This is a genomic window from Pectobacterium actinidiae, from assembly GCF_000803315.1.
In the GTDB taxonomy this organism is placed as follows: Bacteria; Pseudomonadota; Gammaproteobacteria; order Enterobacterales; family Enterobacteriaceae; genus Pectobacterium; species Pectobacterium actinidiae.
This window is the reverse complement of record NZ_JRMH01000001.1, coordinates 2,524,806-2,551,131: the sequence shown is the minus strand read 5'-3', so window position 1 is coordinate 2,551,131 and position 26,326 is coordinate 2,524,806. Positions and strand designations below refer to the sequence as shown.

Here is a 26,326-nt window from a genome sequence, read left to right as displayed (position 1 = left end):
ATGAGAAAATGTGAGCGAAGGTGAATTTTTGTAAAGAAAATTAAAGCCCAAACAAGGGGTAAGGTGCTGGCGCGGTAAAAAGGGAGAAATAAGTGCGGAAAAACAGCTGGCCCAACTTGATAAATAATCAGCGCTGACGTGCGATGTAGTTCATGGCGCTATGCCGGCTAATGGAACTTGAGCGCGGACATAACCCGCGCATTTTTGTATGTGCTGTCTATTTCATCAATGGCACTCTACGGATGCCGTCAACGGGCTGCTTCGTTTATCGACCACACCAACCACGATAGCAAGGATCAGCGCACTCAGCGACAGAACCCCGCCTGCCCAGTTTGGTGCCGTGAAACCGAAGCCGCTGGCGATAACGCTCCCGCCCACCCAGGCACCAAGGGCATTACCAAGATTAAAGAGCCCAATATTGACCGCTGAAGCAAGCGTCGGCGCGCCTGCGGCTCTGGCCTTGTCCATCACCAGTTTCTGAATGGGAGAGACAGTCGCAAATCCAAAAGCCGCCATCAGGAATATGCACAACACCGAGGCAATCTGACTGCTGGCCGTCAAATGGAAGATGAACAAAATGGCAGCCTGTCCAAACAGAGTGACATACAGCATGGGCATTAACGCTCTGTCTGCGAAGCGACCACCCAGCCAGTTGCCCACGAACAAGCCCAAACCGAATACCATTAGCAGCCAGGTAATCGATCCCTCTGAAAAGTGAGCCACTTCCGTCATCATGGGCGCGATATACGTAATTGAGGTAAAGAAAGCCGCAGGACCAAGAATCGTTATGCCCATTGACAGCAGGACTTTCGCGTTTCCGAATGCAGCAAACTCATGCCCGATATGCTGTGCTTTGGGCTTGGCGGTGGGGGGGATAAGCACAAGTACGCCGACCGCTGTGGCGACCCCAATCACCGTGATGGCGTAGAACGTGGCTTGCCAGGAAAACTGATGGCTAATCCAGGTTCCTACAGGAACGCCAATAAGGTTAGCAACGGTAAGGCCGGAGAACATAAAAGCGATGGCGCTGACGCGTTTCTCTTTCGGCACCATTTCAGCGGCGAGTACAGAGCCAATCCCGAAGAAGGCGCCGTGCGTCAGAGAGGTGATAATGCGTCCGGCGATCGCTACCCCTATAGAAGGTGCAAGAGCCGTGACCAAATTCCCCAGAACAAAGAGCCCGGCCAGAAAAACCAACATGGTTTTTTTGGGTAACCGGGAGCCAAGAATAATGAGCACAGGCGCGCCGACAAAAACGCCAAGCGCATAGCTTGTCGCCATATACGCCGCCACAGGGATCGTTACCCCGTAATCAGCAGCGATTGCAGGCAGCAAACCCGCGATGATGAATTCTGTTGTTCCAATACCAAAAGCACCAATAACCAGCGCCCATAAAGCAATAGGCATGATATCCCCAATGTCTAACAATTTTTGCATGTGATAAATTATGCCTAATACTATTAGGGCAAGGAAATAAAATGACTAATGAAATTGAAAAAACGAATGTGCTTAGGCAAGAAAGGCACATCCCTGCAAAACTGGACGAAGTGGACCGAAAAATATTAGCCCTTCTGGCAACTGACAGCAGTCGGAGCTATGCCGAGTTAGGGGAAGCGCTGCACCTTTCCGCGCCGTCCGTGCATGAAAGAGTGAAGCGGCTAAAAAAGGATGGGGTCATTAAGGGTACCGTTGCAAAAATTGATGGCTGCAAGGTGGGGCGAACCTTATTAACCTTTGTGCTGGTAAACACGAAGAATGTCGTGAGCACCAAACGTTTATTGGCACTGAGTGATTTGCCGGAAATTGAGGAATTTCATACCGTTGCCGGAGATTGTGGCGTGATGCTCAAGGTTCGCGCCCGGGATACGGAAGGATTAGAGGAACTGTTAGGTAAGCTACAGGAAGTGGAAGGTGTCGACAGTACGCGTAGCTATATTGTTCTGTCGACCTTTGTTGAGCGTGGCCCTGTTCCCAGTTTATAACGCCTCTTGGTGACCAGAGACGCAGGGCCTGTGCTATACGCCTCTTAAAACAACCTGTTTCTCAAGACAATGCGTTGCTTAAGGCAGAACGTTTCCGGCGGCGCGGTAAATTTCATACCATTCTTCGCGGCTGAGCGACAGGGTAGACGCCGCCGCGATGTCACGGATACGTTCTGGACTCATGGTGCCGATAATCACCTGCATGGCGGCGGGGTGGCGCAAAATCCATGCGGTGGCGATCGCGGTATTGGTCACGTGATGCTGCTCGGCGATGTGATTAATCGTCGCGTTCAGCTTAGGGAATTTCTCGTTATCGAGGAAAACACCCTCAAAAAAGCCGTACTGGAAGGGCGACCAGGCCTGAATTGTCATGGTATTCAGGCGGCTGTATTCCAGAATCGCGCCATCGTGGTTCACCGATGCCGTGTTCGTCATATTCACGTTAAAGCCGGCATCAATCATGCCCGTGTGCATGATGCTGAACTGCAATTGGTTGGCAATAAGCGGCTGACGTACGGATTTTTTCAGCAGCTCAATTTGTAACGGATTCTGATTACTGACGCCAAAGTGGCGTACTTTCCCGCTGCTTTCCAGCTCATCAAAGGCGGCGGCCACTTCATCGGGTTCAAATAATGTATCCGGGCGATGCAGCAGGAGCGTATCGAGATAGTCCGTTTTTAAACGTTGTAGACTGCCTTCAACGGAGGCGATGATATGAGCTTTCGAGAAGTCAAAAAATCCCTTACGAATGCCACATTTGGATTGGAGAAAAATCGTGTCCCGGTGGATAGATGTCTTCTGTAAACCGGCAGCGAAAATCTCTTCCGACAAGCCGGAACCATAGATATCCGCGTGATCGAAAAAATCGATGCCTGCCTCGACGGAGGCATTGAGGATGTCAGCCGCTTCACTCGTGCTTTTCTTCGCCATTCGCATACAGCCCAACGCAATGTTGGAAGCCTGTATCGCGGATGTACCGATTGTCATTTTCTTCATCGGGAACGCTCCTGTTATTAGGGGGGCACGTCTGTCGTCGATGACGCTTAAAACGGATCAGGCGTGGCGATATCGTTGATAAAGCATGTCGCGGAATAAACGCGTGATGACGCGCGGGTCAGTTCGCGTGAATGCCCGCGCGGAGATGCTGTCCGCCGAGATGACTCGGCGGTATGACGGCTAGGCGGCAGGTTTTGCCACGATGCTGCGGGTTTCCAGACGAACTTCAGCAATGACGACGTCCAGCGTATCCCCCTGACGATAAACCACTTCGCCTTTCACTGACAGGGTGCCCATCTCCTGACTGCACACCAGCTCATCGCGTACGGCGTGGATAAAGGAGGACGGGATAAACGCCACTGCGCCGTTATCTAGCAGGCGAATGCGCAGGCCACCACGTGTGACGTCAATGATTTCCGCATTAAAGCGATTATCCGTACCGGCTTTGTCTTTGAGGTAGCGAGCGTAGAGCCAGTCACCGACATCCCGTTCAGCCATACGATTAAGGCGACGGCGTTCTGCCAACTGAACCGTGACGTCGTCTTGCGGTTTTTGCGCGACCTGCCCGGTGATAACCGCTTTCAACAAACGGTGGTTCACCATATCGCCGTATTTACGGATCGGCGATGTCCAGGTGGCATAGGCTTCTAGCCCCAGACCGAAGTGTGGCCCCGGCGTGGTGCTCACTTCCGCGAAAGACTGGAAACGGCGGATGCGGCTGTCCAGAAACTGTGTCGGCTGGGCGTCCAGCTCGCGGCGCAGCATACAGAAGCCTTCCAGCGTCAACAGCACTTGCGCATCAGCCTGAACCCCGTGGGTGTCCAGCACGGCAACTGCCTGTTCAATCGAGGCAGGATCAAAGCCGTTGTGCACGTTATAGATGCCGAAGCCCAGCTTATCGCGCAGCACGATGGCCGCACAAACGTTGGCGGCAATCATGGATTCTTCAACGATACGGTTGGCGATACGGCGATGTTCAACCACGATGTCCAATACGTCGCCTTTTTCACCCAGCAGGAAGCGGTAATCCGGGCGATCTTTGAATACCAGCGCATGCGTGGTGCGCCAGTCGCTGCGTGTCAGGCAAAGGCGATGTAGCAAACGAATTTGTTCGGCAATTGCGTCGCTTGGCGGCTGCCATTCGCCTTGATTTTCCAGCCAATCGGAGACGTTGTCATACGCTAATTTGGCTTTGGATTCGATCCAGGCGGCAAAGAAGTGAATGTCGTCACCCAACGCACCGTCGGCGGCAATCGTCACGCGACAAGCGAGCACTGGGCGACGTTCGTCCGGGCGCAGGGAACAGATATCGTCCGACAGCGGGCGCGGCAGCATCGGGATGTTGAAGCCGGGCAGATAGTTGGTGAAGGCGCGCTGACGTGCAATGTTGTCCAGCTCGCTACCCGCAGCGACATACGCGGTCGGATCGGCAATAGCAATGGTTAATTGCAGTGAACCATCACCGTTGTCCTGCACGTACAACGCATCGTCCATATCTTCAGTGCTGGCGCTGTCGATAGTGACAAAGCTCAGCGCGGTGAGATCTTCGCGGACGAGTTCGCCGTCATGGCGCTCAGTCGCCTCAACCTCTGGGGCCGAACGCTCCAGATTATGGCGTGACAGTGTCACCCACCATGGCACCAGCGGGTCATCGCCTGTGGTGATGTACTGCGTTAGTTCAGCATGAAACCCACGATCGCCCTTCAACGGGTGGCGGCGCATTTCAGCTACCGCCCAATCGCCTTCCTGAAAATCATGCGTGACATCGCGCGCGGCGCGACAAGGAATGGCATCTTTCAGCAGTGGGTGGTCAGGCGTAATGGATAAACGATCGTCTTTTTTATGAATGCACCCAACAAATCGGGTAAGGAAGGGTTCGATCAGCGTTTCTGGCTCGACAATTTCCCGCTCTTTTTCCGTATGCAGGGTGGCGGTAATCCGGTCACCGTGCATCACTTTTTTCATGTGCGGAGGGGGAATGAAATAGCTTTTTTGTCCGTCAGCTTCAAGAAAGCCGAATCCTTTATCGGTACCTTTGACGACACCTTCAACACGTGGTGTCTGAGAGTGAAGTTGCTGTTTTAGCTGTGCAAGCAGCGGATTATCTTGAAACATAGCGTCCAGAAATACGGTTGTGAGTAGCTCAATTAGCCGTTCACAGTTTTACTCGAATCGGGTGCTTGCGGCAAGGATAATCGGGGAGGGCGTAGGCACAGATTGGCAGGAGAAACGCGGATAAATCCGAGTAAAGTCAACGCTGATTTGAATGTATCCACCTGCCGTGCACGCGATTAGAGCTCACGGCACGACAGAGTAGGTTATGTTGTGAATTGCAGCCTAGTAGACAGATGCTTAGGCGATACGCAGCAGAGACTCCGCTTGCGTACTGCGACGCACGACAACCGGCACGGATTTAGACGTCGGCGTGTGCGTTTCATCCCCGAAGCTGGACAGCGGCACCAGTGGGTTGGTTTCGGGGTAATAGGCGGCCAGATTACCGCGCGGGATCGCGTAGCTTACCAGCTTGAAACCGTTGACGATGCGGGTAATGCCGTCGTTCCACAGCGTTTCGATATCGACGAGATCGCCGTCTTCCAGCCCTAACGCGCTGATATCATCCGGGTGCATAAATAGCACTTCCCGCTGACCATACACGCCGCGATAGCGGTCATCCAGACCATAAATCGTAGTGTTGTACTGATCGTGTGAACGCAGGGTTTGCAGGGTAAAAGGCACGTCGCTGCCTTGCAACTGCGGAAACAGCGTATCGGGCAGCGCGGCATGGCTGAATTGCGCTTTCCCGTTGGGCGTATTGAAGCGCAGTTCAGCGGCTGCGTTGCCGAGATAGAATCCGCCCGGCAGGTCGCAGTTGGCATTGAAATCCGTAAAGCCAGGAAGGGTGGCGGCGATATGGTCGCGGATGCGTGAATAATCGTCCGCCAGCGCCAGCCAGTCGAGTTTTTCATGGCCGAGTACCGCATTGGCAATCCCCGCAACAATCGCCGTTTCCGAGCGCTGCAACGGCGAAAGCGGCTGTCCGACGCCCTGTGAGGCGTGTACCATGCTGAAGGAGTCTTCGACGGTAATAAACTGTGCACCGCTGGCCTGCATATCGAGATCGGTACGGCCGAGCGTCGGCAGAATCAATGCATCGACCTTGCCAGTAATCAGATGGCTGCGGTTGAGCTTGGTGCTGATATGCACCGTCAGATCGCAGCGGCTGAGCGCTTCTTCAGTACGGGCTGAATCCGGTGCCGCGGCGGCGAGGTTACCGCCCAGCGCGATCAGCACTTTTATCTCGTCGCGCAGCATCGCTTCCAGCGCTTCTACCGTGTTGTGGCCTGCGGTGTAAGGTGGTGTGAAGTCATAATGTGCCGCCAGACGGTCGAGAAACGCGGCCGTGGGTTTCTCATCGATCCCCATGGTGCGGTTACCCTGCACATTACTGTGACCGCGTACCGGACATAGCCCGGCGCCCGGTTTTCCTAACTGCCCGAACAGCAGTTGCAGATTCACGATTTCTCGCACGGTGGCGACAGAATGTTTGTGCTGGGTAATCCCCATCGCCCAGGTGCAAATTACACGTGGCGACTGCTGATAAATCGCCGCCACATAGCGTAGCTGCGCTTCGCTCAGGCCGGATTGCTGTTCAATTTTCTGCCAGCTTGTGGCATCAACCACAGTAAGATAGTCGTCTACCTGCTGAGTATGTGTGGACAGGAAAGCCTGATCGAATAAACCCGCTTCCCCGACAGACAAACGCTGGCGATGTGTTTCCAGCAGGGCTTTTACCATACCGCGCACGGCAGCCATATCGCCACCCAGATTGGGTTGCAGATAGGTTTCGCTAATAGTGCCAGATAGCGGCGTGAGCAGTTCCAGCGGATTCTGCGGATTAGCAAAGCGCTCCAGACCGCGCTCACGTAGCGTATTAAACGAGACGACGTGTGCGCCGCGGTCGGCGGCATGACGAAGGCTGTGCAGCATACGTGGGTGATTGGTGCCAGGGTTCTGCCCGAAGACGAAAATCGCGTCAGCGTGTTCGAAATCATCCAGCCGGATAGTGCCTTTACCCACGCCGATACTTTGTTTCAGACCGATTCCGCTAGCCTCATGACACATATTCGAGCAGTCAGGAAAATTGTTGGTGCCCAGCATACGGCCAAAAAGCTGATACAGATAAGAGGCTTCATTGCTGGCACGGCCGGAGGTATAAAGCTCCACCTGATTGGGGTGTGCCATATTATTGATATGCTGAGCGATCAGCGCATATGCGGCGTCCCAATCGATAGGGACATAGCGATCGCTGGCGCGGTCGTAGCGCATCGGGTGGGTTAAGCGCCCCTGATACTCAAGGAAATAATTACTTTGCTGACGTAGCGTCGTCACGCTGTGAGCGGCGAAAAAATCCAGATCGACCGCTTTGCGCGTGGCTTCCCAACTGACCGCTTTCGCGCCGTTTTCACAGAAACTGAACGTGCTGCTGTTGTCATCACCCCAGGCACAGCCGGGGCAGTCAAATCCTTTCGATTTATTGACCCGTAACAAGTTTCGGATATTTTTCAGCGCTTGCTTGCTGTCGAGAACAAAACGCGTGGTGGCTTCCAACGAGCCCCAGCCGCCAGCCGCATTGCGGTATGGCTTGATTGATGGTTTGAATTTCATAGACGTTCCGCAGGTGAATAAACCCGTCATACTTCAAGTTGCAGGTGTGTTGGCTGCCTCGCTCACCCCAGTCACTTACTTGAGTAAGCTCCTGGGGACTCGCTGCGTTGCCGCCGTCCTGAAACTCGAATTATTTAGGGTTTGTTTTTTTTATGTGAACAAAATTTTAAATATTTGCTCTTAAGGGAAGTTTAGGTGCCGCCAGCGATCGCGTCTAATCAAATGCGGCTATGGTGGGATAGAGGCGATTTATCAGTTTATCAGTATATACTTGCCGCTTACCCACTACAGAGTCTGACGATGGATATTAAGCAACTGCAATACCTGTGCAATCTGGAGAAAGAGCGCCATTTTGGCCGGGCAGCGGAAGCCAGTTTTGTCAGTCAGCCCACGCTCTCCATGCGGTTGAAAAATCTGGAGCGAGAGCTGGATCTGGCGTTAATTAATCGGGGTAATAATTTTGAAGGCTTCACCGCCGAAGGTGAACGCGTGCTGGCCTGGGCGCGGGAAATCGTCTCGGTTTATCAGGGGCTAAAACTGGAAGTCGCGTCGCTGAAACGTGGCGTGAGCGGCGTATTACGCATCGGCGCGGTGCCGCAAAGCAGTATCGCGCTGTCGAGCCTGCTGGCAGCGGTGAACAAGGTTTATCCGCAGCTGGATTTTCAGATCTCGCTGTTCAGTGCGGATCAACTGCTGGAAGCGCTGAATGCACATTCAGTCGATGTCGGTATCGGCTTTTTTGAATTTTCGACGCTAGAGGAACTGCACTTTCAGGCGTCGCCGTTAACGGAGCAGGGCATTGATTTACTGTTCCATCCACAACATTTCCCGCAGATGGTGGGAGAAACACCGCTGCCTCTTGATGCGCTTGCTGAGATTCCGCTCTGTCTGGCTGAGGCCAGCCGCTATTTCCGTCGCTATCTGGATAGCCATTTCCGTGAAATGGGTGTTTCGCCGTGGGTCAAGGTGGAAAGCGCTTCCGTATTGCAACTGATCCAAAGTGCGTATGTCGGGCTTGGATGCGGCATTGTGCCTCACGGCAGCCTGATCCCAGACATGACGCCCGCGTTAAAATTGCGACCGCTGCTGTTTCCGCCAATGCACCGCCGCGCTGCCGTCGTTGTGGCCCAAGCTGGCAGAGCAACGCCGCTGGCGCAGAACTTTTTTGACGCGGCACAGCAGTGGTTGCAAGCTCAGGCGTAAAGGCTTTCATCCTGTATCCGAGCAACTGATTGACGGGTGTAGAGTCACCCAGTCATTCTCGCTATCCCGACTTTATTGCGCCCCGGTCTTATTGTTGACTGGGGCGCTTTTTTGTTATGCAGAATATCAATAATATCCGATTAGTTATGGTCAGGATAAATAAATGTTAACAAGGTAAGTGGAATATTAAATATAAAAAAGAGTTGTGCGAATACCCCTAATAAAAGCGGAACTACAAAATAGTTTAAATAGTAAAAAAACGTTTTATAACATTTAAAAAAATAGATACTTGGTAAGTAATAAGTTCGCAAATTATCAGCCAGAAGAATTAACGATTAAAAACAAACATGGCCTTTTCGAACAAGATTTTTATTTTAAGTGGAGTATTCACTATGAAGAATAGTCACCATGATTTATTTGCCGCTTTTACACTCCCCAACGGCGCAACGCTGAAAAACCGGGTACTGATGGCACCGATGACCACCTGTAGCGGGTTTTACGATGGTAGCGTGACCAAAGAGCTGGTGGAATATTATCAGGCCAGAGCCGGCAGCATCGGCACCGTGATTGTGGAATGCTGTTTTATTGATGACAAAGGGTTGGCTTTTCCCGGCGCGATAGGGATAGACAACGACGACAAAATTGCCGGACTGACCAAAATTGCGACGGCGATTAAAGAAAAGGGATCGACGGCAATCCTGCAAATTTATCACGGTGGCCGTATGGTCGAACCGCGTTTTATCGGCGGTGCGACGCCCGTTGCCCCTAGCGCTATTGCCGCGCCGCGTGCGGGAGCCATCGTTCCTGTTGCCCTGTCGGGCGATGAGGTTGAAGCCATGATCGGCAAGTTTGGTGATGCCGTCCGCCGCGCCATTCAGGCGGGATTCGATGGCGTAGAAATTCATGGTGCGAATACCTACCTTATTCAGCAATTCTATTCTCCGCACTCTAATCAGCGCGCTGATAAATGGGGCGGTAACCGTGACAAACGTGCAGCTTTCCCGTTGGCGGTATTGGATATCACCCACGAGGTTGCGGATAAATACGCCGATCCCTCATTTATCATCGGCTATCGTTTCTCACCGGAGGAGATCGAAGAACCCGGCATTCATTTTGATGATTCCCTCTATTTGCTGGAAAAATTAGCGGCGCGTGGACTGGATTACGTTCACTTCTCTATGGGAAATATCCTGCGCTCATCGATTGTCGAAACAAACGATCCGACGCCGTTGATTAAAAAATATGTTGCCCGTCGTTCCGCGACATTAGCGGCGATTCCGGTGATTGGCGTAGGGGATATTGTCAACCAGGCAGACGTCGGCGCGGCGTTGGAAAATGGTTATGACCTGATTGCGGTCGGCAGAGCCTGTATTGCGTATCCAGACTGGACAGATCGCATTGCCGATCAGGAAAAACTTGAGCTTTATATTGCCAGCGATAAACGCGAAACATTAATGATCCCTGAACCGTTGTGGCGCTTTTCATTAGTTGAAGCCATGATTCGGGACGTGAATTTAAGCGGCAAGAAATTTAAATCCGGGGCTTATCAGGAAAACGTTCAGGATGACGGTAGCGAGCTGCAAATCACTGTGCATTTTGAGCAGAATCGAGTCGCCGATATTGCGTTGGAGAATAGCGATATTGATGATTCACTGAAAATCAGTTTTGACATTATTCGCGAGCGCATTCTGAATACTAATAGCCCACACGTTGACGCCGTAACAGGCGCAACGGCGCAGAGTGAAGCGATTAAAAAGGCCGTCACCAAGGCGATGGTGAAGTCGAGCAAGGATGCCATTATTGCCGATGGTGGTAACCCGGATGCACGCCGAGAAGCGGACGTGGTGGTGATTGGCAGCGGCGGTGCGGGGCTGGCTGCGGCGATTCAGGCCAGCGAAGAAGGCGCGCGCGTTATCGTCATTGAAAAGATGCCCGTCATCGGCGGCAACACTATCAAAGCTTCTGCCGGTATGAACGCGGCGGGAACCGTCTTCCAGCAAAACAAAGGTATCGAAGATAGCCATACGCTGTTCTATAACGAAACCCTGAAAAGCGGAAAGCAAAAGAATAATCCGGCACTGGTGCACTATTTCGTCGAGCACGCGTCTGACGCGATTAACTGGCTGGCGCAGCACGATATTGAGCTGAGCGATATCACCACGACGGGCGGTATGAGCGTTGACAGAACGCATCGCCCTGCTAATGGCGCAGCGGTGGGCGGCTATCTGGTCAGCGGGCTGATTAAGAACCTCAATAAATACAATATTGAAGTGCTGCTGGAAACGTCGGTGACCGAAATTGTGCAGGAAAAAGGCAAGGTTACCGCCGTTAGAATCATCAATGATGAACAGGAAGAGAACCTGATTGCGACAAAAGCGGTGATTGTCGCCACGGGCGGTTTTAGTGCCAATAAGGCGATGGTAGAGTCATACCGCCCAGACCTGAAAGGCTTCGTCACCACCAACCACAAAGGCGCTACAGGCGGTGGCATTCGCCTGCTGGAACAGATCGGTGCAAATACGGTGGATATGGGCGAAATTCAAACCCATCCAACGGTTGAGCAGACAACTTCTTATCTGATCTCCGAATCCATTCGCGGCGGCGGGGCTATTCTGGTGTCGCAGCGCGGGGAGCGTTTCTTTAACGAAATGGAGACGCGAGATAACGTCTCGTCCGCTATCGTCAACCTGCCGGAAGAGTACGCGTACATCCTGTTCGATGAGCAGGTAAGAAACCGCAATCGGGCCGTTGAAGAGTATGTCGCACAAGGGCTGACCGTCAGCGCGGATAGTATCGCTGAACTGGCCGACAAGCTCGACATGCCACAGCTGGCGCTGCACGCCTCGCTCGAACGTTACAATGCCTTTATTGCCAACAAATGCGATGAAGACTTTGGTCGTACCACGGGGATGCGCGATCCGTTGAATCAGGCTCCTTACTACGCGATTAAGGTGGCGCCGGGCGTACATCATACGATGGGCGGGGTGACCATTAACGAAAAAGCGGAAGTGCTGAATTGCCATAAAGAGACGATCTCCGGTGCTTATGCCGCAGGGGAAGTGGTTGGCGGTATCCACGGGGCGAATCGCATTGGTGGAAATGCTGTAGCGGATATCATTATCTTCGGTATTCAGGCTGGGATTCAGGCGGCAGCCTATGCACGGGCACCGCGTCATTCTGGCGCGTTCCCGACGAAGGCGCGTCAGGCCAAATTTGCGAAAACCATGCCTGAAACTACGTCGAAAAAGGCTGAAAAGCAGCCGATTCTGGTAGAAGAGTAAGTGGTAGAAGATAACGTGATAAAAGAGTAAGACGAATGGCGGGCGTCTGAAAGGGCGCTCGCCATTTCCTCTCTACCGCCATTCTTTCATGGGAGTCACCGTATGCCTTCTGCCGATAACGCTTACGTCTATTCTGTTCATCTGATGGGTAGCCCCATCCTGCTCAAACTGTTTGTCCATGATGAAACCGCTGTCAGACAGGTTTTCCAACGCATCAAGCAGCTCGAAGATTTGCTGACCGTTAATCGGGCGCAGTCGGAAGTCATGAGCATCAACCACGCGGCAGGGAACGATTATGTGTCGGTCAGCCCGGTTGTCTTTGCGCTGATTAAGCGCGCCAAAGCGGTGAGCCTGATTGAAAATAGTGCTTTTAATGTGGCGATTGGCCCCGTCGTCAAGCTATGGAAAATCGGTTTTAGCGGCAGCACGGTACCTGATCAGGCATCGATACAACGGGCGCTGGCGTTAACGCATCCCGAACGCATTATTCTTAGAGAGCAAGGTCACGCCGTGATGCTAGAAAGCGCCGAAATGGAGATCGATCTGGGCGCGATTGCGAAAGGCTATATTGCCGATATCGTCCGGGATGTTCTGCATCAACACGCGATTCAGGATGCGCTGATCAATCTTGGCGGTAATGTGCTGGCGATAGGCAGCGCGTTGACGGATGAGCAAGGGCTATGGAGCGTCGGATTACAGAAGCCTTTCGCGGAGCGCGATAGTCTGCTTGGCATCATTAAGATGAAGAATAAATCAGTGGTGACCTCTGGCATCTATGAGCGTTTTTTTACCGTGGACGACCATATTTATCATCATATTCTCGATCCCCGAACCGGTTACCCGTTGGATAACGAATTGCATAGCGTAACGGTTATCTCTAATGATTCTCTGGACGGTGATATCTACACCACGCTACTTTATGGTATGGGCGTGAACGCGGGTATTTACTTTCTACAAAACCGGCCGGATATTGAAGCCATCTTTGTGACGAAAAACCGCGAGATTATCCTTTCGTCTCAGCGACATTATTCGTTTGAGTTGCTGGATAAGGATTATTCGGTAACTATGCCTACTGGACGTCACGGTAATATCGAGCACCTATCTGAATAATCTGGCAGATAAACAAGCCTTTATTACTTTGTTAAAGCATATCCGCACCAGTCTCCCGCAAGGAAACGAGTAAATTTATGCACGCTCAGGCACAAAGCTGGAAACACGCTCCCGCCCCGCTGCAAACTGCGCCGCTTAGTTTTCAGGCACTGTTTACGGATGAGGAAGCGGAACACATGAAACAAGGTGTTATTCCAAAGCAGATGGAAGATAAATGGTTTATCTATTTTGAGGACGGCTGGCTCCGTTTTCATCGGAGTTGGACAGGGTTTTTTATCTATGCGTTGAAACTGGAGGGTTCACCCGCCGGAGTGCGGGTTACAGACTCATGGGTAAACAGAGATCCGACACAATATACGAATACCGATCTGGAACATGACCGCAATATGCTGCGTTACCTGATTGACGTGGCGCTGCTGAAAAAACAGGGTGTTCCTTTTCCTACTTAATCACCCCGAAGCCGAAATTCTGCCGTTAAAAATAAGCAGAAGAATTAATAGGGGCAGGATAGGGCAGAAGAAGGAAAGTAGCCTATCGGGGATAGGCTACTTTTGGTGACTTATTTCAGTTCCAGCTCGTTCATCGCAGCGATGCTGAAACCGCCGTCAACGTGCAGGACTTCACCGGAGATACCGGCTGCCAGATCGGAACACAGGAACGCGGCAGAATTACCCACGTCTTCAATGGTAACGACACGGCGGATTGGCGTAACGGCTTCGCAATGCGACAGCATTTTCTTGAAGTCTTTGATGCCGGATGCAGCCAGTGTACGAATTGGACCCGCAGAGATGGCGTTGACGCGCACGCCCTGAGCACCCATGGCGTTCGCCATGTAACGTACGTTCGCTTCCAGAGACGCTTTTGCCAGACCCATTACGTTGTAGTTAGGGATAGCACGCTCAGCGCCCAGATAGGACAGGGTAACCAGCGCAGAGTTCGGGTTCAGCATTTTACGGCAGGCTTTCGCCATCGCAACGAAGCTGTAAGAGCTGATATCGTGAGAAATGCTGAAACCTTCACGGGTAACGGCATCAACGTAGTCACCGTCCAGTTGGTCGCCCGGTGCATAAGCAATGGAATGCACGAAGCCATCAAAGGTCGGCCATACGTTAGCCAGTTCGGTAAACAGTGCTTCGATGCTGGCATCTTCAGCGACATCACACGGCAGAACGATGCTGGAACCCAGTTCGCTGGCAAAGCCTTCAACGCGTGCTTTCAATTTGTCGTTCTGATACGTGAAGGCCAGTTCGGCACCTTCGCGCTGCATTGCTTGTGCAATACCGTAGGCAATAGAACGGTTGCTGGCAACACCTGTTACCAGAATGCGCTTACCGGTAAGAAAACCCATAGCAGTAATCCTTGTGATCATTGTTGCTGCGATCGCCACCTCTGTGCCCGTAAACGTACGCGGCAAGTGACGACCGAGATGAATAAACCGCGCAATTCTACCATGTTGGGGACGGTAGGGGTACTCCGAGCAGTATCCCCTTTTTCCACAGCCCTGTGGTCGTCGCGGGGATGCCGCCGTGGTGCGCGATGGTTAACGTTGTGCGCCGTCGCGTCGCCAGGCGTCGGCGCTGAGTGCTTCACCGAAGTGGCTGGCAATTAAACGTTTCGTCAGGTCATGTAGCGGGGCGGCTAACACGTCGGCGGTACTGCCGCGTTCGACCACTTCGCCAGCCTGCATCACCAGAATCTGATCGCTGATGTGCTTCATCATCCCCAGATGCTGTGTCACGTAAATATAAGAGATACCGTGCTTTTCCTGTAACTCCAGCATCAGATTGATAATCTGTGACCGCATAGACATATCCAGTGACGCCAGCGCCTCATCGGCGACAATCACTTTCGGTTGCAGAATCAGCGCACGCGCCAGACCGACGCGCTGTTTTTGCCCCGGTGCGAGCGCATGCGGATAGTAATAGGCGTGATCGGGACGTAGCCCGACCTGATGCAGGACGTGATTGATCGCTTTCTCACGCGCTTCGGCGCTGAGATCGGTATTCAGTCGCAGCGGAACGTCTAACAGTTGCCCGATGCGCTGGCGCGGATTGAGCGCATTGCTCGCATCCTGAAAGATCATGCGGATACGCTGGCTGCGGTAGCCATAATCGCCGTAATGCAGCGGATGATCATCGATAACCAGCTCACCAGAGGTCGGAGCAATCATGCCTGACAGCATTTTAGCCAGCGTCGATTTCCCTGAACCGTTCTCGCCGATGATGGCGAGCGTTTGCCGTTCACGCAGCGTAAAGCTGACGGATTTTACCGCCTCAACATGCTGACGACGGAACAGCCCAGTCCGGTAGCGGAACGTTTTGGTCAGGTTGCGGGCTTCAAGCAGCATCTCAACCATTACGGTTCCTCCATGTTGAGCGGAAAGTGGCAAGCGTACAAATGGTTCTTAACGGAAAGCAATGGCGGCGTTTGCATACACTGTTTTTGTGAATAAGGGCAGCGTGGGCCAAGTCGGCAGCCAATGGGCAGGTGTTCCAGTGAGGGAATCGCGCCAGTCAGCGTGTTCAGTCGGCTTTTGTGCGGCAGCGAACGACCGAAATCGGGCATCGCGCGAATCAGCGCCTGCGTATAAGGGTGATGCGGTGCGGTGATCAAATCTTCGCTGATAGCGCTTTCCACCGTTTGCCCGCAATAGAGCACGTTGATCCGGTCAGCCCATTTGCTCATGGTTTGCAGGTCATGGCTGATGAGCAGAATCGTGGTGTTATTGTTCTGGTTCAGGCGTGACAGCAGGCGGAAAATCTGCGCCTGCGTGGTAGATTCCATCGCGTTGGTCGGCTCATCGGCAATCAGCAGACGTGGCTGGTTCGCCAGCGCGATGGCAATCATCACCTTCTGACATTCGCCGTCGCTCAGCTCATAAGGATAGCTGCCCATAATATCTTTATGATCTTTAATCCCGACGCGGTGCAGCAATTCGATAGCGCGCCGTTTACGCCAGTTAAACCGTTGCCACCAGCGGCCTTTATACGTCCAGCCGGGAATCGCCTGCACCAACTGCCGCCCAATACTTTCGGACGGATCGAGACAGGATTGCGGCTCCTGAAAAATCATGGAGACGTTATGGCCGACCAGCTTGCGGCGTTCGCGCGACGACAGTTGCAGCAGATCGATGTCATCAAAGCGGAAGCGGTCGGCGGTCACGCGCCAATTTTCTTTGGTGATCCCGCAGATGGCTTTAGCAATCAGGCTTTTACCTGAACCGGACTCGCCCACCAGCCCGCGGATCTCACCTTCGCTCAGCGTCATACTGACGCGGTCAACGGCTTTAACGGCACCGTCGGGGGTCAGAAATTCAATCGTCAGGTTACGGATATCAAGTAATGGCATAGGGAGTCGTCGCCTCTTATTCCGTTTCCGCGACGAGCGCGCGGCGGATGCCGTCGCCCAGCAGGTTGACGATTAACACGCTCAGCGCGATAGCCGCGCCGGGCAGCATCACGGTCCACGGTGCGGCATAAACCAGCTCCAGCGAGTTGCCAAGTAGGGCACCCCATTCGGTGGTTGGCAACTGCGCGCCCAAATCGAGAAAGCCCAGTGCGGCGATATCCAGAATGGTGATCGACAACGCACGGGTAAATTCGGAAACCAGCAGCGCGGCAATGTTCGGTAATACGACGTACCAGATCAGATAAAACGTGGAAGCCCCGTCAAGACGAGCTGCGATCACGTACTCTTTATCCATTTCATCGTGCACGGCGTTGTAGATGGTACGCACCATGCGCGGCAACAGCGCCAGCCAGACGGCGAGCATGGCGTGTTCGAGCTTAGGACCAATAAAGGCGATGACCACAATCGCCAGCAGCAGCGACGGAATCGACAGCAGCGTATCCAGAATATGGTTGAGCATTGCAGAGCGTAGCCCGCGCGTGACGCCCGCAAAGACGCCCAGCACGATGCCGCACAGTGCGGCCGCGTAGGTGACGATGAGCGATGCGCCGACGGTGGGAGCGGCACCGCTCAATAAGCGGCTTAGCTGGTCGCGACCTAAATCGTCGGTGCCGAGAAAGAACGACACTTCTCCGTAATGCGACCAGGAAGGAGGCAGCAGTTGATAGCCCAAAAATTGCTGGTCAACTTCATACGGCGCGAGAAACTTGCCGAACAGGCACAGGCCGATCAGGATCAGAAAGCCGTATAGCCCAATCATCGCCAGCATATCCTGATGGAATGCCCGCCAGGTATCGCCTAGTCGGCTAGGCAGCCGCTTTTCGCTATAGACGTTATCGTAGGGCATACCATTCCTTGTGTTTCAACGGATTTGCCATAGCACCCCAAATATCGGACAGGATGTTGACCGTGATGACCATCGCGCCAACCACCATCACGCCCGCAGAAATGGCCGCGTAATCCTGCTGGCGAATGGCATTGACCAGCCAGCGGCCAATACCCGGCCAGTTAAAGACCACTTCGGTAATCATGGTCAGCGTCAGCATGGTAGAAAATTGTAATCCCAGTTTGGGAATAATCGGTGGTAGCGCGTTGTGAATCAGGTGACGGCGAATGATCGTAAAGCGTGATAGCCCACGCGTTGCCGCTGCCTTAATGTAATTTTTGCTGATGATTTCTGTGGTACTGACGCGCATCAGGCGAATGACTTCGGTGGTCGGCCCGACGGCCAGCACGGTAATTGGCAGAATCAGGTGGCGGATGGCACTGGTGATCATTTCGCCGCGATGGGGCGAATCCGATAGCCAGGCATCAATCAGTGCAAATCCAGTGACGGTTTTCACCTGATAGAGCAGGTCGAAACGGCCTGAAACGGGCAGCCAGCCGAGATGCAGCGAGAAGAAGAGCGTCAGCAGTAGCGCCAGCCAGAACACCGGTAGGGAAAAGCCAATGAGCGCCAGCGTGCTAATCACAATGTCTGCGCCGCGGTTCTGCATCACACCAGCGGTAATGCCCAGTGGAATGCCGACCAGCAGCGAGAGCGCAAATGCCAATAGACAAAGCTCGATCGTGGCCGGAAACACTTCTTTCAGCAATTCGCTGATGGCCTGTCCGTTAATACTGGAGCGACCGAAATCCCCCTGAAGCAGGCTGGTGAGATAAAAGCGATAGGCATCAAACAGCGCTGCGCCGTTGAGCGGGGCGTTGGGCGTGTAGTAACTCAGGCTAAAGCCAACCAGCGTCAGCAGTGACAATGTCACTATCAATAACACCAGACGTCGTAAGGTAAAGATAATCACGGCTGTGCTTCCTCCACGGTTTCCGGTGCAGAAGGCTTCTGCTGCGTCTGTTGGTCCTCGCGGAAGACGCCCGCGAATGAGGCATTGCCGAATGGACTCAGCACCAGCCCTTTCATGTCATAGCGGTAGGCCAACAGCCGTAATGACGACGCCAGCGGTAGAACGGGTAATTGTTCTGCCAGAATACGCTGTGCCTGCTGATAATAGTCAATCCGCTTAGAAAGCTGCTGTGACGAGAGCGCGTTTTGCAGCACTTCATCAAAAGTGGGATCGCACCAGTGTGCGTAATTGCTCTGGGAGCGAATAGCCGCGCAGCTTAACAGCGGTCGAAAAAAACTGTCCGGGTCGTTACTGTCCGTTGCCCATCCCGCCAGCGTTAAATCGTGGCTGAGTTCCATTAATCGGGCTTCCTGAAAACGGCCTTCCACCGGAACGATGGTCACGGTGACGCCAATTTGCGCCAAGTCGGCCTGTATCAGTTCTGCTGTTTTCAGCGGACTGGGGTTGTAGGACTGTGAAGCGCTGGGCACCCACAGGCGCAGATTTAGGTTAGTCAGACCCAGTTCCTGCAAAATTTGTCGCGCTTTTTGCGGGTTATATTCCGTAATCTGCGATTCATTGTCGTACGCCCACGATGCGCGGGGCAAAATAGACGCCGCCGTTTCCGCCGTGCCGTAATAGATCGACTGCATCAGCCTGTCGTTATTGATCGCTAATGCGATGGCTTCCCGCACACGTCGGTCGTCCAGCGGCGATTTACGCACGTTGAAGGCCAGATAGGCGACGTTCATACCGGGGCGCAGCGAGAGACGCAGACGCGGGTCATTACGCAGGATCGTTAACTGGCTCGCTGCCGGATAGGCGAGGACATCACATTCGCCCGTCAGCAGCTTGGACAAACGCCCCGTACCGCCGGATCCGAGATCGACAACCACCTGCCGCATGCGTGGCAGGCCGCGCCAATAATCGCCATTGCGCGTCAGCCGGATATACTGCCCGTTGCGGTATTCATCGAGCAGATAAGGGCCGGTACCGACCGGTTCGCGATCCAGCAACTCTTTCTTGTCTTCTTTCGCCAGACGTTGCGCATATTCTGCGGACAGAATCGGCGCATAGTGCGTAGCCAGATGCCAGAGGAAAGAGGCGTCCGGGCTGTTGAGGCGGATCTCAATACTGTATTCGCCCAGCTTGCGGATGCTTTGCACCGAATCGGCGAATTGCAGGCTGTCGAAATAGGGATAGTCGCCGCCGTTGACATCATGATACGGGTGCTTTTCGTCCAGCATGCGCTGGAAGCTGAATATCACGTCGTCGGCGTTCATATTGCGGGTTGGACTGAACCAGGCGGTGTGCTGAAAGGGCACATCGCGACGCAGGTAGAAACGGTATGTCGAACCGTTATCCAGTACCTCCCAGCGCTGAGCCAGTTCTGGCATCAGACGATAGGTGTAAGGATCGACATCCAACAGGCGATCGTAAAGCTGTGCCGCCAGCGTATCAATGGTGACACCGCTGCGCGCCATCTGCGGGTTAAACGTGTTCAGGACATCATTGACGCAATAGACAAAACCGCTCTGGCGAACATTTTCCAGCGGAGCAGGCGGCGTTGGCACGGACTGTGGTGCAGCCAGTGCAGGCAAAGCCAGCCAGGTGAGTGCCAGTGCGAAACAGGTTTTTCCGAACATACGGGATTTTTCAGTCAAGACGGTTATAGACAGAGTGTATCGCACTCTTGGCATCCTCCCCACTCTTGTTGTGTGCGTCTGGCGACTTTCCAACCGCTTAAGGCACCCCGATGTGTCAGTGGAGAGGTTATTCGCAGAAATCATCGTATCCTGAACGGCATTTTTGCTGTGGATTTTGATGACAAGAACCCCATAGTCAGTATGGTAATGAGAAAAATTCTCAACAAAGTGCTTTACAGATGATACTGATAACTATTATCATCATTTTCGCACTTCAGCAGTGGCTTCTCGCAGGCCCTGAAGGAGAGCACGACATTGCTCACATTGCTTCCAGTATTATTTTAGCCAGCCAACGTGCTGGCTTTTTTTTTATGCCCAACATTCCTGTGACGGCGTTATGTGTTTCGCCGTCTGTCGCCCATAAATGCTGATGGTGACTGCCCGAACTGTTTTCTGAATGCCGTTGTATAGGCACTGTGGCTGTCGTAACCGCTGCTCAGCGCGACCTGAGTGATGGGGGCGCCTTGCACCAACAGCGTTAATGATGACATCAGGCGCAGCTGTTGACGCCACTTGCCAAACGTCATCCCTGTGCTTTTCAGAAAGCGGCGATGAAAGGTTTTACTGCTAATAGCCAACTTTCCAGCCCAGTCCTCTGCTGTTGCGATATCACCTGGGTCGCTCATGAGTATCTGGCAAACCGTCTGTATCTGCACGTCCTGCGGCCAGGGCAGATGAAAGGGGAGATGCGGTGTTGTACGCAGTTCCTCGATTAATAGCTCCCCTAGCAGTTGAGTATAGCGCGGCGTGTTTGCGTGGCTGTTTGCATCGGTGAGCCTGGATATCAATTCTCTTGCCAGCCCAGACACGCGCACGACACCGTCTGCGGTGGGCAGTCGTGTGCCTATATCTTCACGCACGAAAATGCCATTTGCCTGTGACGCGACCGGAATGATCAGGCGATGGGGAACGCCTGGACGCAGCCATACGGCAGAGGTGGGCGGGACCAGCCATTGTCCGGTTGGCGCTTCCACCTGCACCAGTCCACTATCCGCATAAATAAGATGACCTCTGCGGTGGTGGTGCATGGGAACCACATGCCCCTGCGGGTAATGCATGGCGACACCCGTGACAGGCAGCTCTGAAGTTTCGGCCGCGTTTAAGTCAAGCGCGTGTCCACCGTCTCCAGGGGAAGAAAAACCCATATCGATTCACTTTGTCCAAAACAAACAATTGAATGTCTATTTTCATGTAGATGGACGAATTGTGCAAACCTAATATGGACGTGTAATGACAACCTTGAGCCTCTCGTACATGCTGCCGTCCAGCCATTATTCATGTTCGTTACGACGATTGTCTCTCGGTCGGGGTCGGTATGCATGCGTTCGCAGTATGCACCATCCTGCTTCTTCCTGACCCCGACGACGGTCCGCTTTTTGAGTCTGGGGATCAGGTTCTATTGACTCCCTGGAGATTGTTATGTTGACCGATCCTTCGCAAAAATATCGCCCCTTTCCCCCTGTCGATTTAGCCGACCGCCAATGGCCATCGCGTACGTTGACGTGTGCCCCTGTCTGGCTCTCTACGGATCTGCGTGATGGCAATCAGGCGCTCTTCGAACCCATGAACCGTGAACGTAAACTGCATCTGTTTCAGGAATTGGTTCGTATCGGCTTTAAGGAGATTGAAGTTGGATTTCCCTCTGCATCGCGCACCGATTTTGAAATCGTGCGCCACTTGATTGATGCCGAGCTGATACCTGAGGATGTGACTCCGATGGTCATTACCCAATTGCGTGATGATCTGGTGAAAGAAACGGTACGCAGCGTGGCTGGCGCGCGACGCGTGATTGTTCATTTTTACAATGCCATTGCCCCCGCCTGGCGTGAGATCGTGTTCGGTATGAGCGTGGCGCAGATCGTCGAGATGGTCGAGCACCATATTGCTCTGCTGAAACAGTTAACGGCAGAACATCCCCAAACGCAGTGGGTTCTCCAGTATTCTCCTGAGACTTTTTGCATGGCCGAACTGGATATTTCCCTGCTGCTCTGCAACGCGGCCATCAGAGCCTGGGATGCGGGACCACAGCGTCCGATGATCATTAATCTGCCAACAACGGTAGAAGTCGCGACGCCCAATGTTTTCGCGGATCAGATCGAATGGATGCACCAGCGTCTGGAGCGGCGCGAGCACATCGTGCTGTCCGTTCATCCACACAATGATCGTGGCACCGGCATCGCCTGTGCGGAACTGGCTTTACTGGCAGGCGCTCAGCGAGTAGAAGGTTGCCTGTTTGGAAATGGCGAGCGCAGTGGCAATCTTGATCTTGTGACGATGGCGTTAAACCTGTACACCCAGGGCATCTCACCCGGTCTGGACTTCTCTGACATTGCCGCTGTGGCGCGCGTGGCTGAGGATTGTACCGCGCTGCCTATCCATCCGCGTCATCCCTATGTCGGTGACCTGGTTTTCACAGCCTTTTCTGGATCGCATCAGGACGCTATCGCCAAGGGGTTTGCCGCACAGCATTCAGATGCACCGTGGCGCGTACCATATCTGCCTATCGATCCTCAGGATCTGGGGCGCACCTATGACAGTATCGTGCGTGTTAACAGCCAGTCTGGAAAGGGCGGTATCGCTTTTCTGCTGCAACGCGATCATGGCATTGTTATGCCACGCCGTATGCAAGTGGAGTTCAGCGCTATCGTTCAGGCACTGGCGGAAACCAGTGAAACCGAACTGAGCAGCGAGAAAATCTGGAACATTTTCCAACAGACTTACCTCTCTCCGGTTCTTGAACAACCGGGTTTTATTTACCGTGCGCATCACCTGTCAGACGATCCCGAAGGGCAGGCGATTGCTTTGGAACTCATTGATACCAATGGTTCGCCACAAAACTACCAGGGAAAGGGTAATGGCCCGATCTCCGCTACGGTGGACGCGCTGGGGTTACCGCTGCGTATCGACAGCTATGAGGAGCGCAGTCTGGGCGCAGGGGCGGATGCCGTCGCGTTAGCCATTGTGGAAGCCGCATGGTCTGGTGTGCCGGGATCGCGCTTCGGTGTTGGGCGACATCCGAATATCATCACGGCTTCGGTGCTGGCGGTGCTGAGCGCCGCAGCCAGATTTCCGGCGGTCGGGGATATTGCTGGGAGATAAAACGCGCTAAGGCCACGTCGCTGAAATCAGGATAGCAAGTTCGTGATCTTTCTGGACGCGCGCTCAAGGCCGCGCGTTCTTCATTCAGGATCGGATATGAAGCAACGGAGGATGATGAAAACGAGCGGCCTATCTTCGGCGAGAGCAACAACATTATATGCTTACTATTTTTAGGCGAATAATTAATAAAATCAATATCATTGAGATATTTCTTAAATTATTTGCGGCAGCATAAATCTCCCTTATCATGCCTATACCCAAGATCATATTGGGTCACAATGGAGATAAGGAATATGTGGATGAGAAGGAATCAAATCGTCAGGAAATTGACGCTAGGTGTGGTAACAACGGTGCTGGGGATGTCACTCAGTTTTTCAGCATTATCCGCCACGCCAGTAGAAACGCATGGCCAGTTGTCCATCGAAAACGGGCGACTGGTGGATGAACAGGGGAAAAGGGTGCAACTGAAAGGGATCAGTTCGCACGGTTTGCAGTGGTTTGGCGACTATGTTAACAAAGACTCGATGAAGTGGCTGCGCGATGACTGGGGGATTACGGTGTTTCGTGCCGCGATGTATACCTCGTCTGACGGCTATATCTCTAATCCTTCCCTTGCCAATAAAGTCAAAGAAGCCGTTGCGGCGGCGCAAAGCCTCGGCGTTTACATCATCATCGACTGGCACATCTTGTCAGACAACGATCCCAATATTTATAAAGCACAGGCAAAAACCTTCTTTGCCGAAATGGCCGGGCTGTATGGCAACTCTCCGAACGTGATTTATGAGATCGCCAATGAGCCAAATGGTGGCGTGACATGGAACGGGCAGATTCGGCCCTATGCGCTGGAAGTGACTGACACCATCCGTAGCAAAGATCCCGATAATCTCATTATCGTTGGTACGGGCACCTGGAGTCAGGATATTCATGATGCGGCGGACAACCCACTGCCCGATCCTAATACCCTGTACGCACTGCATTTCTATGCAGGTACGCACGGACAATCCCTGCGCGATCGCATTGACTATGCACAAAGCCGTGGCGCTGCGATTTTTGTCAGCGAATGGGGGACAAGCGATGCGTCCGGCAACGGCGGGCCGTTCCTGCCAGAATCGCAGACCTGGATCGATTTCCTGAATAACCGTGGCGTAAGCTGGGTGAACTGGTCGCTTACTGACAAGTCAGAGGCATCTGCCGCGCTGGCTCCGGGGGCGAGCAAATCAGGTGGTTGGACGGAGCAAAACCTGTCTACGTCAGGGAAATTTGTCAGAGAGCAGATTCGCGCGGGCTCGGATCTGAGCGGTGGCGATACGCCGACCACGCCAACGGAACCGACCAACCCGGGTAACGGAACGACGGGTGATGTCGTGCTGCAATATCGTAATGTGGATAACAACCCGTCCGATGATGCAATTCGCATGGCCTTTAACATCAAAAATACCGGAAGTACGCCGATCAAACTGAGCGATCTGCAAGTGCGTTACTACTTCCATGATGATGGTAAACCTGGAGCGAACCTCTTTGTTGACTGGGCGAACGTCGGGCCTAACAACATCGTGACCAGCACAGGGACGCCAGCCGCCAGCACTGATAAGGCTAACCGCTATGTTCTGGTGACCTTCAGCAGTGGAGCCGGTTCCCTTCAACCGGGTGCGGAAACGGGTGAGGTGCAGGTTCGTATCCATGCCGGTGACTGGAGCAACGTGAATGAAACGAATGACTATTCATACGGCGCTAACGTCACGAGCTATAGCAACTGGGATAAGATCACCGTGCATGATAAAGGCACGCTGGTATGGGGCGCTGAGCCGTAATCGCGCCCGGTTAAGGTATTGATCCCTTTACTCTGCGGGCGTTAATTCGCCCGCCTTTTCTTTCCCGATTTTTATTCGTTTACCGCAATATCGTGTTTCTTCAGCAACCCACGCAGTTGGTGATAGGTTAATCCCAGCAGTTCAGCGGCTTTACGCTGGTTAAATTTTGCCTGATTCAATGCCCGATCGATCAAGCCTTTTTCCTGTTCCAGTAGCCACGGTTTCATATCCAGCGGTAAATCCGGCAGGCCGGTTGTCGTCTGTGAGGATATTTCCTGAACGGCGGAAGCCCGGCGGAAGGGATTCAGAATGATATTATCAAGAGGTTGTTCGCTGTCGCCGTGACGATACACCGAGCGTTCGACCACGTTTTTCAGCTCACGAATATTGCCCGGCCAACTGTAATTCAGCAGCGTCGCGCGCGCGGCAGAGGTAAAACCCGGAAACAGCGGCAAATGCAATTCGCGACACATCTGAATCGCAAAGTGATCTGCAAGCAGCATGATGTCCTGCTGGCGTTCGCGCAGCGGTGGGAGTTGCACCACGTCAAAGGCCAAACGGTCGAGCAAATCGGCACGGAATTTACCGCTGGCGGCAAGCGCAGGCAGATCGTCATTGGTCGCACACACCAGACGCACATCAACCTGTAGCTGATCTCTGCCGCCGACGCGTTCCAGCATACCGTATTCGATCACCCGTAGTAATTTTTCCTGCACCAGCATCGGCGCGGTTGCCAGCTCATCCAAAAACAGCGTTCCGCCGTCGGCACGCTCGAAGCGCCCCAGATGGCGTTTCTGTGCCCCGGTAAAGGCACCCGCTTCATGACCAAATAGCTCGGAATCGAGCAGATTCTCGTTGAGCGCCGCACAGTTGAGGGAAACGAACGGCCCTTGCCAACGAGGGGAAAGGTAATGCAGACGGCTAGCGATCAGCTCTTTACCGGTACCGCGTTCGCCAATCACCAGCACAGGTTTATTCAACTGTGCCAGTTGCGACACTTGTTCCAGTACCTCCAGAAAGCTGTTGGCTTCGCCCAGCAGGTTCTCTTTTTCCTGAAGCATGATGTTTCACCGTATTATTTTTACTAACTGTTAGTGTATTTGACTAATCTAACGAAAAGAGAAAAATAGTCAAAATTATCTATCCTTTTATTTTCAGTTAGTTAAATGAAATTAAAAGTTGGCATGCTTATTGATATATCTACAGTGAGATCGCGGCTGGCTGGGT

At 53.2% G+C, this 26,326-nt stretch carries 20 protein-coding genes; 8 read left to right on the top strand and 12 right to left on the bottom strand.

Annotated elements, in window-relative coordinates; all coding sequences use genetic code 11:
* Positions 1-225: 225 nt before the first annotated feature.
* Positions 226-1,407: an MFS transporter gene (locus KKH3_RS10795; protein WP_039362353.1), complete on the bottom strand. Its 1,182-nt coding sequence runs from the start codon at positions 1,405-1,407 to the stop codon at positions 226-228.
* A 71-nt stretch (positions 1,408-1,478) separates the two neighbouring features.
* On the opposite strand from KKH3_RS10795, the gene KKH3_RS10790 reads away from it, so the two are divergent.
* A complete protein-coding gene (locus KKH3_RS10790; protein ID WP_039359262.1) occupies positions 1,479-1,982 on the top strand; it encodes an Lrp/AsnC family transcriptional regulator in 504 nt (167 codons plus the stop codon).
* A 78-nt stretch (positions 1,983-2,060) separates the two neighbouring features.
* Here the strand turns inward: KKH3_RS10790 and KKH3_RS10785 are convergent, their stop codons facing one another.
* The 3 genes from KKH3_RS10785 to KKH3_RS10775 form a co-directional block, all read right to left on the bottom strand.
* Positions 2,061-2,978 carry an aldo/keto reductase gene (locus KKH3_RS10785; protein WP_039359259.1) on the bottom strand — a complete coding sequence of 306 codons (918 nt, stop codon included), beginning with the start codon at positions 2,976-2,978 and terminating at the stop codon, positions 2,061-2,063.
* 180 nt (positions 2,979-3,158) lie between these two features.
* On the bottom strand, positions 3,159-5,093 hold the full coding sequence (locus KKH3_RS10780) for an exoribonuclease II (protein WP_039359256.1): 1,935 nt from the start codon (positions 5,091-5,093) through the stop codon (positions 3,159-3,161).
* A gap of 237 nt (positions 5,094-5,330) precedes the next feature.
* The gene (locus tag KKH3_RS10775) at positions 5,331-7,643 is read right to left on the bottom strand and encodes an FdhF/YdeP family oxidoreductase (protein WP_039359252.1); all 2,313 of its coding nucleotides are present in this window, start codon (positions 7,641-7,643) and stop codon (positions 5,331-5,333) included.
* 300 nt (positions 7,644-7,943) lie between these two features.
* Here KKH3_RS10775 and KKH3_RS10770 point away from each other — a divergent pair, with 300 nt between their 5' ends.
* The 5 genes from KKH3_RS10770 to KKH3_RS10755 all read left to right on the top strand — a co-directional run bounded on the left by KKH3_RS10770 (position 7,944) and on the right by KKH3_RS10755 (position 13,686).
* Entirely contained in the window at positions 7,944-8,846 is a 903-nt protein-coding gene (locus KKH3_RS10770; RefSeq protein ID WP_039359249.1) for a LysR family transcriptional regulator, read from the top strand.
* A gap of 392 nt (positions 8,847-9,238) precedes the next feature.
* Positions 9,239-12,127, top strand: coding sequence for a flavocytochrome c (locus tag KKH3_RS10765; protein WP_039359246.1), 2,889 nt, complete (start codon positions 9,239-9,241; stop codon positions 12,125-12,127).
* Positions 12,128-12,229: 102 nt separating this feature from the next.
* A complete protein-coding gene (locus KKH3_RS10760; RefSeq protein ID WP_052201327.1) occupies positions 12,230-13,237 on the top strand; it encodes an FAD:protein FMN transferase in 1,008 nt (335 codons plus the stop codon).
* On the top strand, positions 13,200-13,310 hold the full coding sequence (locus tag KKH3_RS22640; RefSeq protein ID WP_477646122.1) for a DUF6331 family protein: 111 nt from the start codon (positions 13,200-13,202) through the stop codon (positions 13,308-13,310). Before KKH3_RS10760 ends, KKH3_RS22640 begins: the two co-directional genes overlap by 38 nt.
* 4 nt (positions 13,311-13,314) lie before the next feature.
* Complete coding sequence (locus tag KKH3_RS10755; protein WP_039359243.1) at positions 13,315-13,686, top strand: hypothetical protein; 372 nt, start codon at positions 13,315-13,317, stop codon at positions 13,684-13,686.
* Between the two features lie 110 nt (positions 13,687-13,796).
* Here the strand turns inward: KKH3_RS10755 and fabI are convergent, their stop codons facing one another.
* The 7 genes from fabI to KKH3_RS10720 form a co-directional block, all read right to left on the bottom strand.
* The gene (fabI, locus tag KKH3_RS10750) at positions 13,797-14,585 is read right to left on the bottom strand and encodes an enoyl-ACP reductase FabI (protein WP_039359238.1); all 789 of its coding nucleotides are present in this window, start codon (positions 14,583-14,585) and stop codon (positions 13,797-13,799) included.
* A gap of 192 nt (positions 14,586-14,777) precedes the next feature.
* Entirely contained in the window at positions 14,778-15,593 is an 816-nt protein-coding gene (sapF, locus tag KKH3_RS10745) for a putrescine export ABC transporter ATP-binding protein SapF (RefSeq protein WP_039359236.1), read from the bottom strand.
* Positions 15,593-16,585 carry a putrescine export ABC transporter ATP-binding protein SapD gene (gene sapD, locus KKH3_RS10740; RefSeq protein ID WP_039359234.1) on the bottom strand — a complete coding sequence of 331 codons (993 nt, stop codon included), beginning with the start codon at positions 16,583-16,585 and terminating at the stop codon, positions 15,593-15,595. The genes sapF and sapD overlap by 1 nt, the downstream gene beginning before the upstream one ends.
* A 16-nt stretch (positions 16,586-16,601) precedes the next feature.
* Positions 16,602-17,492, bottom strand: coding sequence for a putrescine export ABC transporter permease SapC (sapC, locus tag KKH3_RS10735; protein WP_039359230.1), 891 nt, complete (start codon positions 17,490-17,492; stop codon positions 16,602-16,604).
* Entirely contained in the window at positions 17,479-18,444 is a 966-nt protein-coding gene (gene sapB, locus KKH3_RS10730; RefSeq protein ID WP_039359228.1) for a putrescine export ABC transporter permease SapB, read from the bottom strand. The genes sapC and sapB overlap by 14 nt, the downstream gene beginning before the upstream one ends.
* Positions 18,441-20,129, bottom strand: a complete 1,689-nt coding sequence (sapA, locus tag KKH3_RS10725) for an ABC transporter substrate-binding protein SapA (RefSeq protein ID WP_039359225.1) — start codon at positions 20,127-20,129, stop codon at positions 18,441-18,443. Before sapA ends, sapB begins: the two co-directional genes overlap by 4 nt.
* A 395-nt stretch (positions 20,130-20,524) precedes the next feature.
* Positions 20,525-21,334, bottom strand: coding sequence for an AraC family transcriptional regulator (locus KKH3_RS10720; RefSeq protein ID WP_039359222.1), 810 nt, complete (start codon positions 21,332-21,334; stop codon positions 20,525-20,527).
* Between the two features lie 274 nt (positions 21,335-21,608).
* Here KKH3_RS10720 and KKH3_RS10715 point away from each other — a divergent pair, with 274 nt between their 5' ends.
* Together KKH3_RS10715 and KKH3_RS10710 are read left to right on the top strand one after the other, a co-directional pair.
* Positions 21,609-23,288, top strand: a complete 1,680-nt coding sequence (locus KKH3_RS10715) for a 2-isopropylmalate synthase (RefSeq protein WP_039359219.1) — start codon at positions 21,609-21,611, stop codon at positions 23,286-23,288.
* A 293-nt stretch (positions 23,289-23,581) separates the two neighbouring features.
* Positions 23,582-25,099 (top strand): cellulase family glycosylhydrolase, encoded by a 1,518-nt coding sequence (locus KKH3_RS10710; RefSeq protein WP_039359217.1) that lies wholly within the window; start codon positions 23,582-23,584, stop codon positions 25,097-25,099.
* 71 nt (positions 25,100-25,170) lie between these two features.
* Here KKH3_RS10710 and pspF read toward each other — a convergent pair whose 3' ends face one another.
* Entirely contained in the window at positions 25,171-26,160 is a 990-nt protein-coding gene (pspF, locus tag KKH3_RS10705) for a phage shock protein operon transcriptional activator (protein ID WP_039359213.1), read from the bottom strand.
* Between the last annotated feature and the right edge of the window lie 166 nt (positions 26,161-26,326).

What these genes read in the sequence shown, in the direction of transcription:
- KKH3_RS10765 (WP_039359246.1), top strand. Translation starts at nt 9,239, where the DNA reads ATGAAGAATAGTCACCATGATTTATTTGCCGCTTTTACACTCCCCAAC.
- fabI (WP_039359238.1), bottom strand. Translation starts at nt 14,585, where the DNA reads ATGGGTTTTCTTACCGGTAAGCGCATTCTGGTAACAGGTGTTGCCAGC.
- KKH3_RS10795 (WP_039362353.1), bottom strand. Translation starts at nt 1,407, where the DNA reads ATGCCTATTGCTTTATGGGCGCTGGTTATTGGTGCTTTTGGTATTGGA.
- sapF (WP_039359236.1), bottom strand. Translation starts at nt 15,593, where the DNA reads ATGGTTGAGATGCTGCTTGAAGCCCGCAACCTGACCAAAACGTTCCGC.
- KKH3_RS10760 (WP_052201327.1), top strand. Translation starts at nt 12,230, where the DNA reads ATGCCTTCTGCCGATAACGCTTACGTCTATTCTGTTCATCTGATGGGT.
- KKH3_RS10755 (WP_039359243.1), top strand. Translation starts at nt 13,315, where the DNA reads ATGCACGCTCAGGCACAAAGCTGGAAACACGCTCCCGCCCCGCTGCAA.
- KKH3_RS10720 (WP_039359222.1), bottom strand. Translation starts at nt 21,334, where the DNA reads ATGGGTTTTTCTTCCCCTGGAGACGGTGGACACGCGCTTGACTTAAAC.
- KKH3_RS10780 (WP_039359256.1), bottom strand. Translation starts at nt 5,093, where the DNA reads ATGTTTCAAGATAATCCGCTGCTTGCACAGCTAAAACAGCAACTTCAC.
- KKH3_RS10710 (WP_039359217.1), top strand. Translation starts at nt 23,582, where the DNA reads ATGTGGATGAGAAGGAATCAAATCGTCAGGAAATTGACGCTAGGTGTG.
- sapC (WP_039359230.1), bottom strand. Translation starts at nt 17,492, where the DNA reads ATGCCCTACGATAACGTCTATAGCGAAAAGCGGCTGCCTAGCCGACTA.
- KKH3_RS10775 (WP_039359252.1), bottom strand. Translation starts at nt 7,643, where the DNA reads ATGAAATTCAAACCATCAATCAAGCCATACCGCAATGCGGCTGGCGGC.
- KKH3_RS10790 (WP_039359262.1), top strand. Translation starts at nt 1,479, where the DNA reads ATGACTAATGAAATTGAAAAAACGAATGTGCTTAGGCAAGAAAGGCAC.
- KKH3_RS10770 (WP_039359249.1), top strand. Translation starts at nt 7,944, where the DNA reads ATGGATATTAAGCAACTGCAATACCTGTGCAATCTGGAGAAAGAGCGC.
- KKH3_RS10715 (WP_039359219.1), top strand. Translation starts at nt 21,609, where the DNA reads ATGTTGACCGATCCTTCGCAAAAATATCGCCCCTTTCCCCCTGTCGAT.
- KKH3_RS10785 (WP_039359259.1), bottom strand. Translation starts at nt 2,978, where the DNA reads ATGAAGAAAATGACAATCGGTACATCCGCGATACAGGCTTCCAACATT.
- sapD (WP_039359234.1), bottom strand. Translation starts at nt 16,585, where the DNA reads ATGCCATTACTTGATATCCGTAACCTGACGATTGAATTTCTGACCCCC.
- sapA (WP_039359225.1), bottom strand. Translation starts at nt 20,129, where the DNA reads ATGTTCGGAAAAACCTGTTTCGCACTGGCACTCACCTGGCTGGCTTTG.
- pspF (WP_039359213.1), bottom strand. Translation starts at nt 26,160, where the DNA reads ATGCTTCAGGAAAAAGAGAACCTGCTGGGCGAAGCCAACAGCTTTCTG.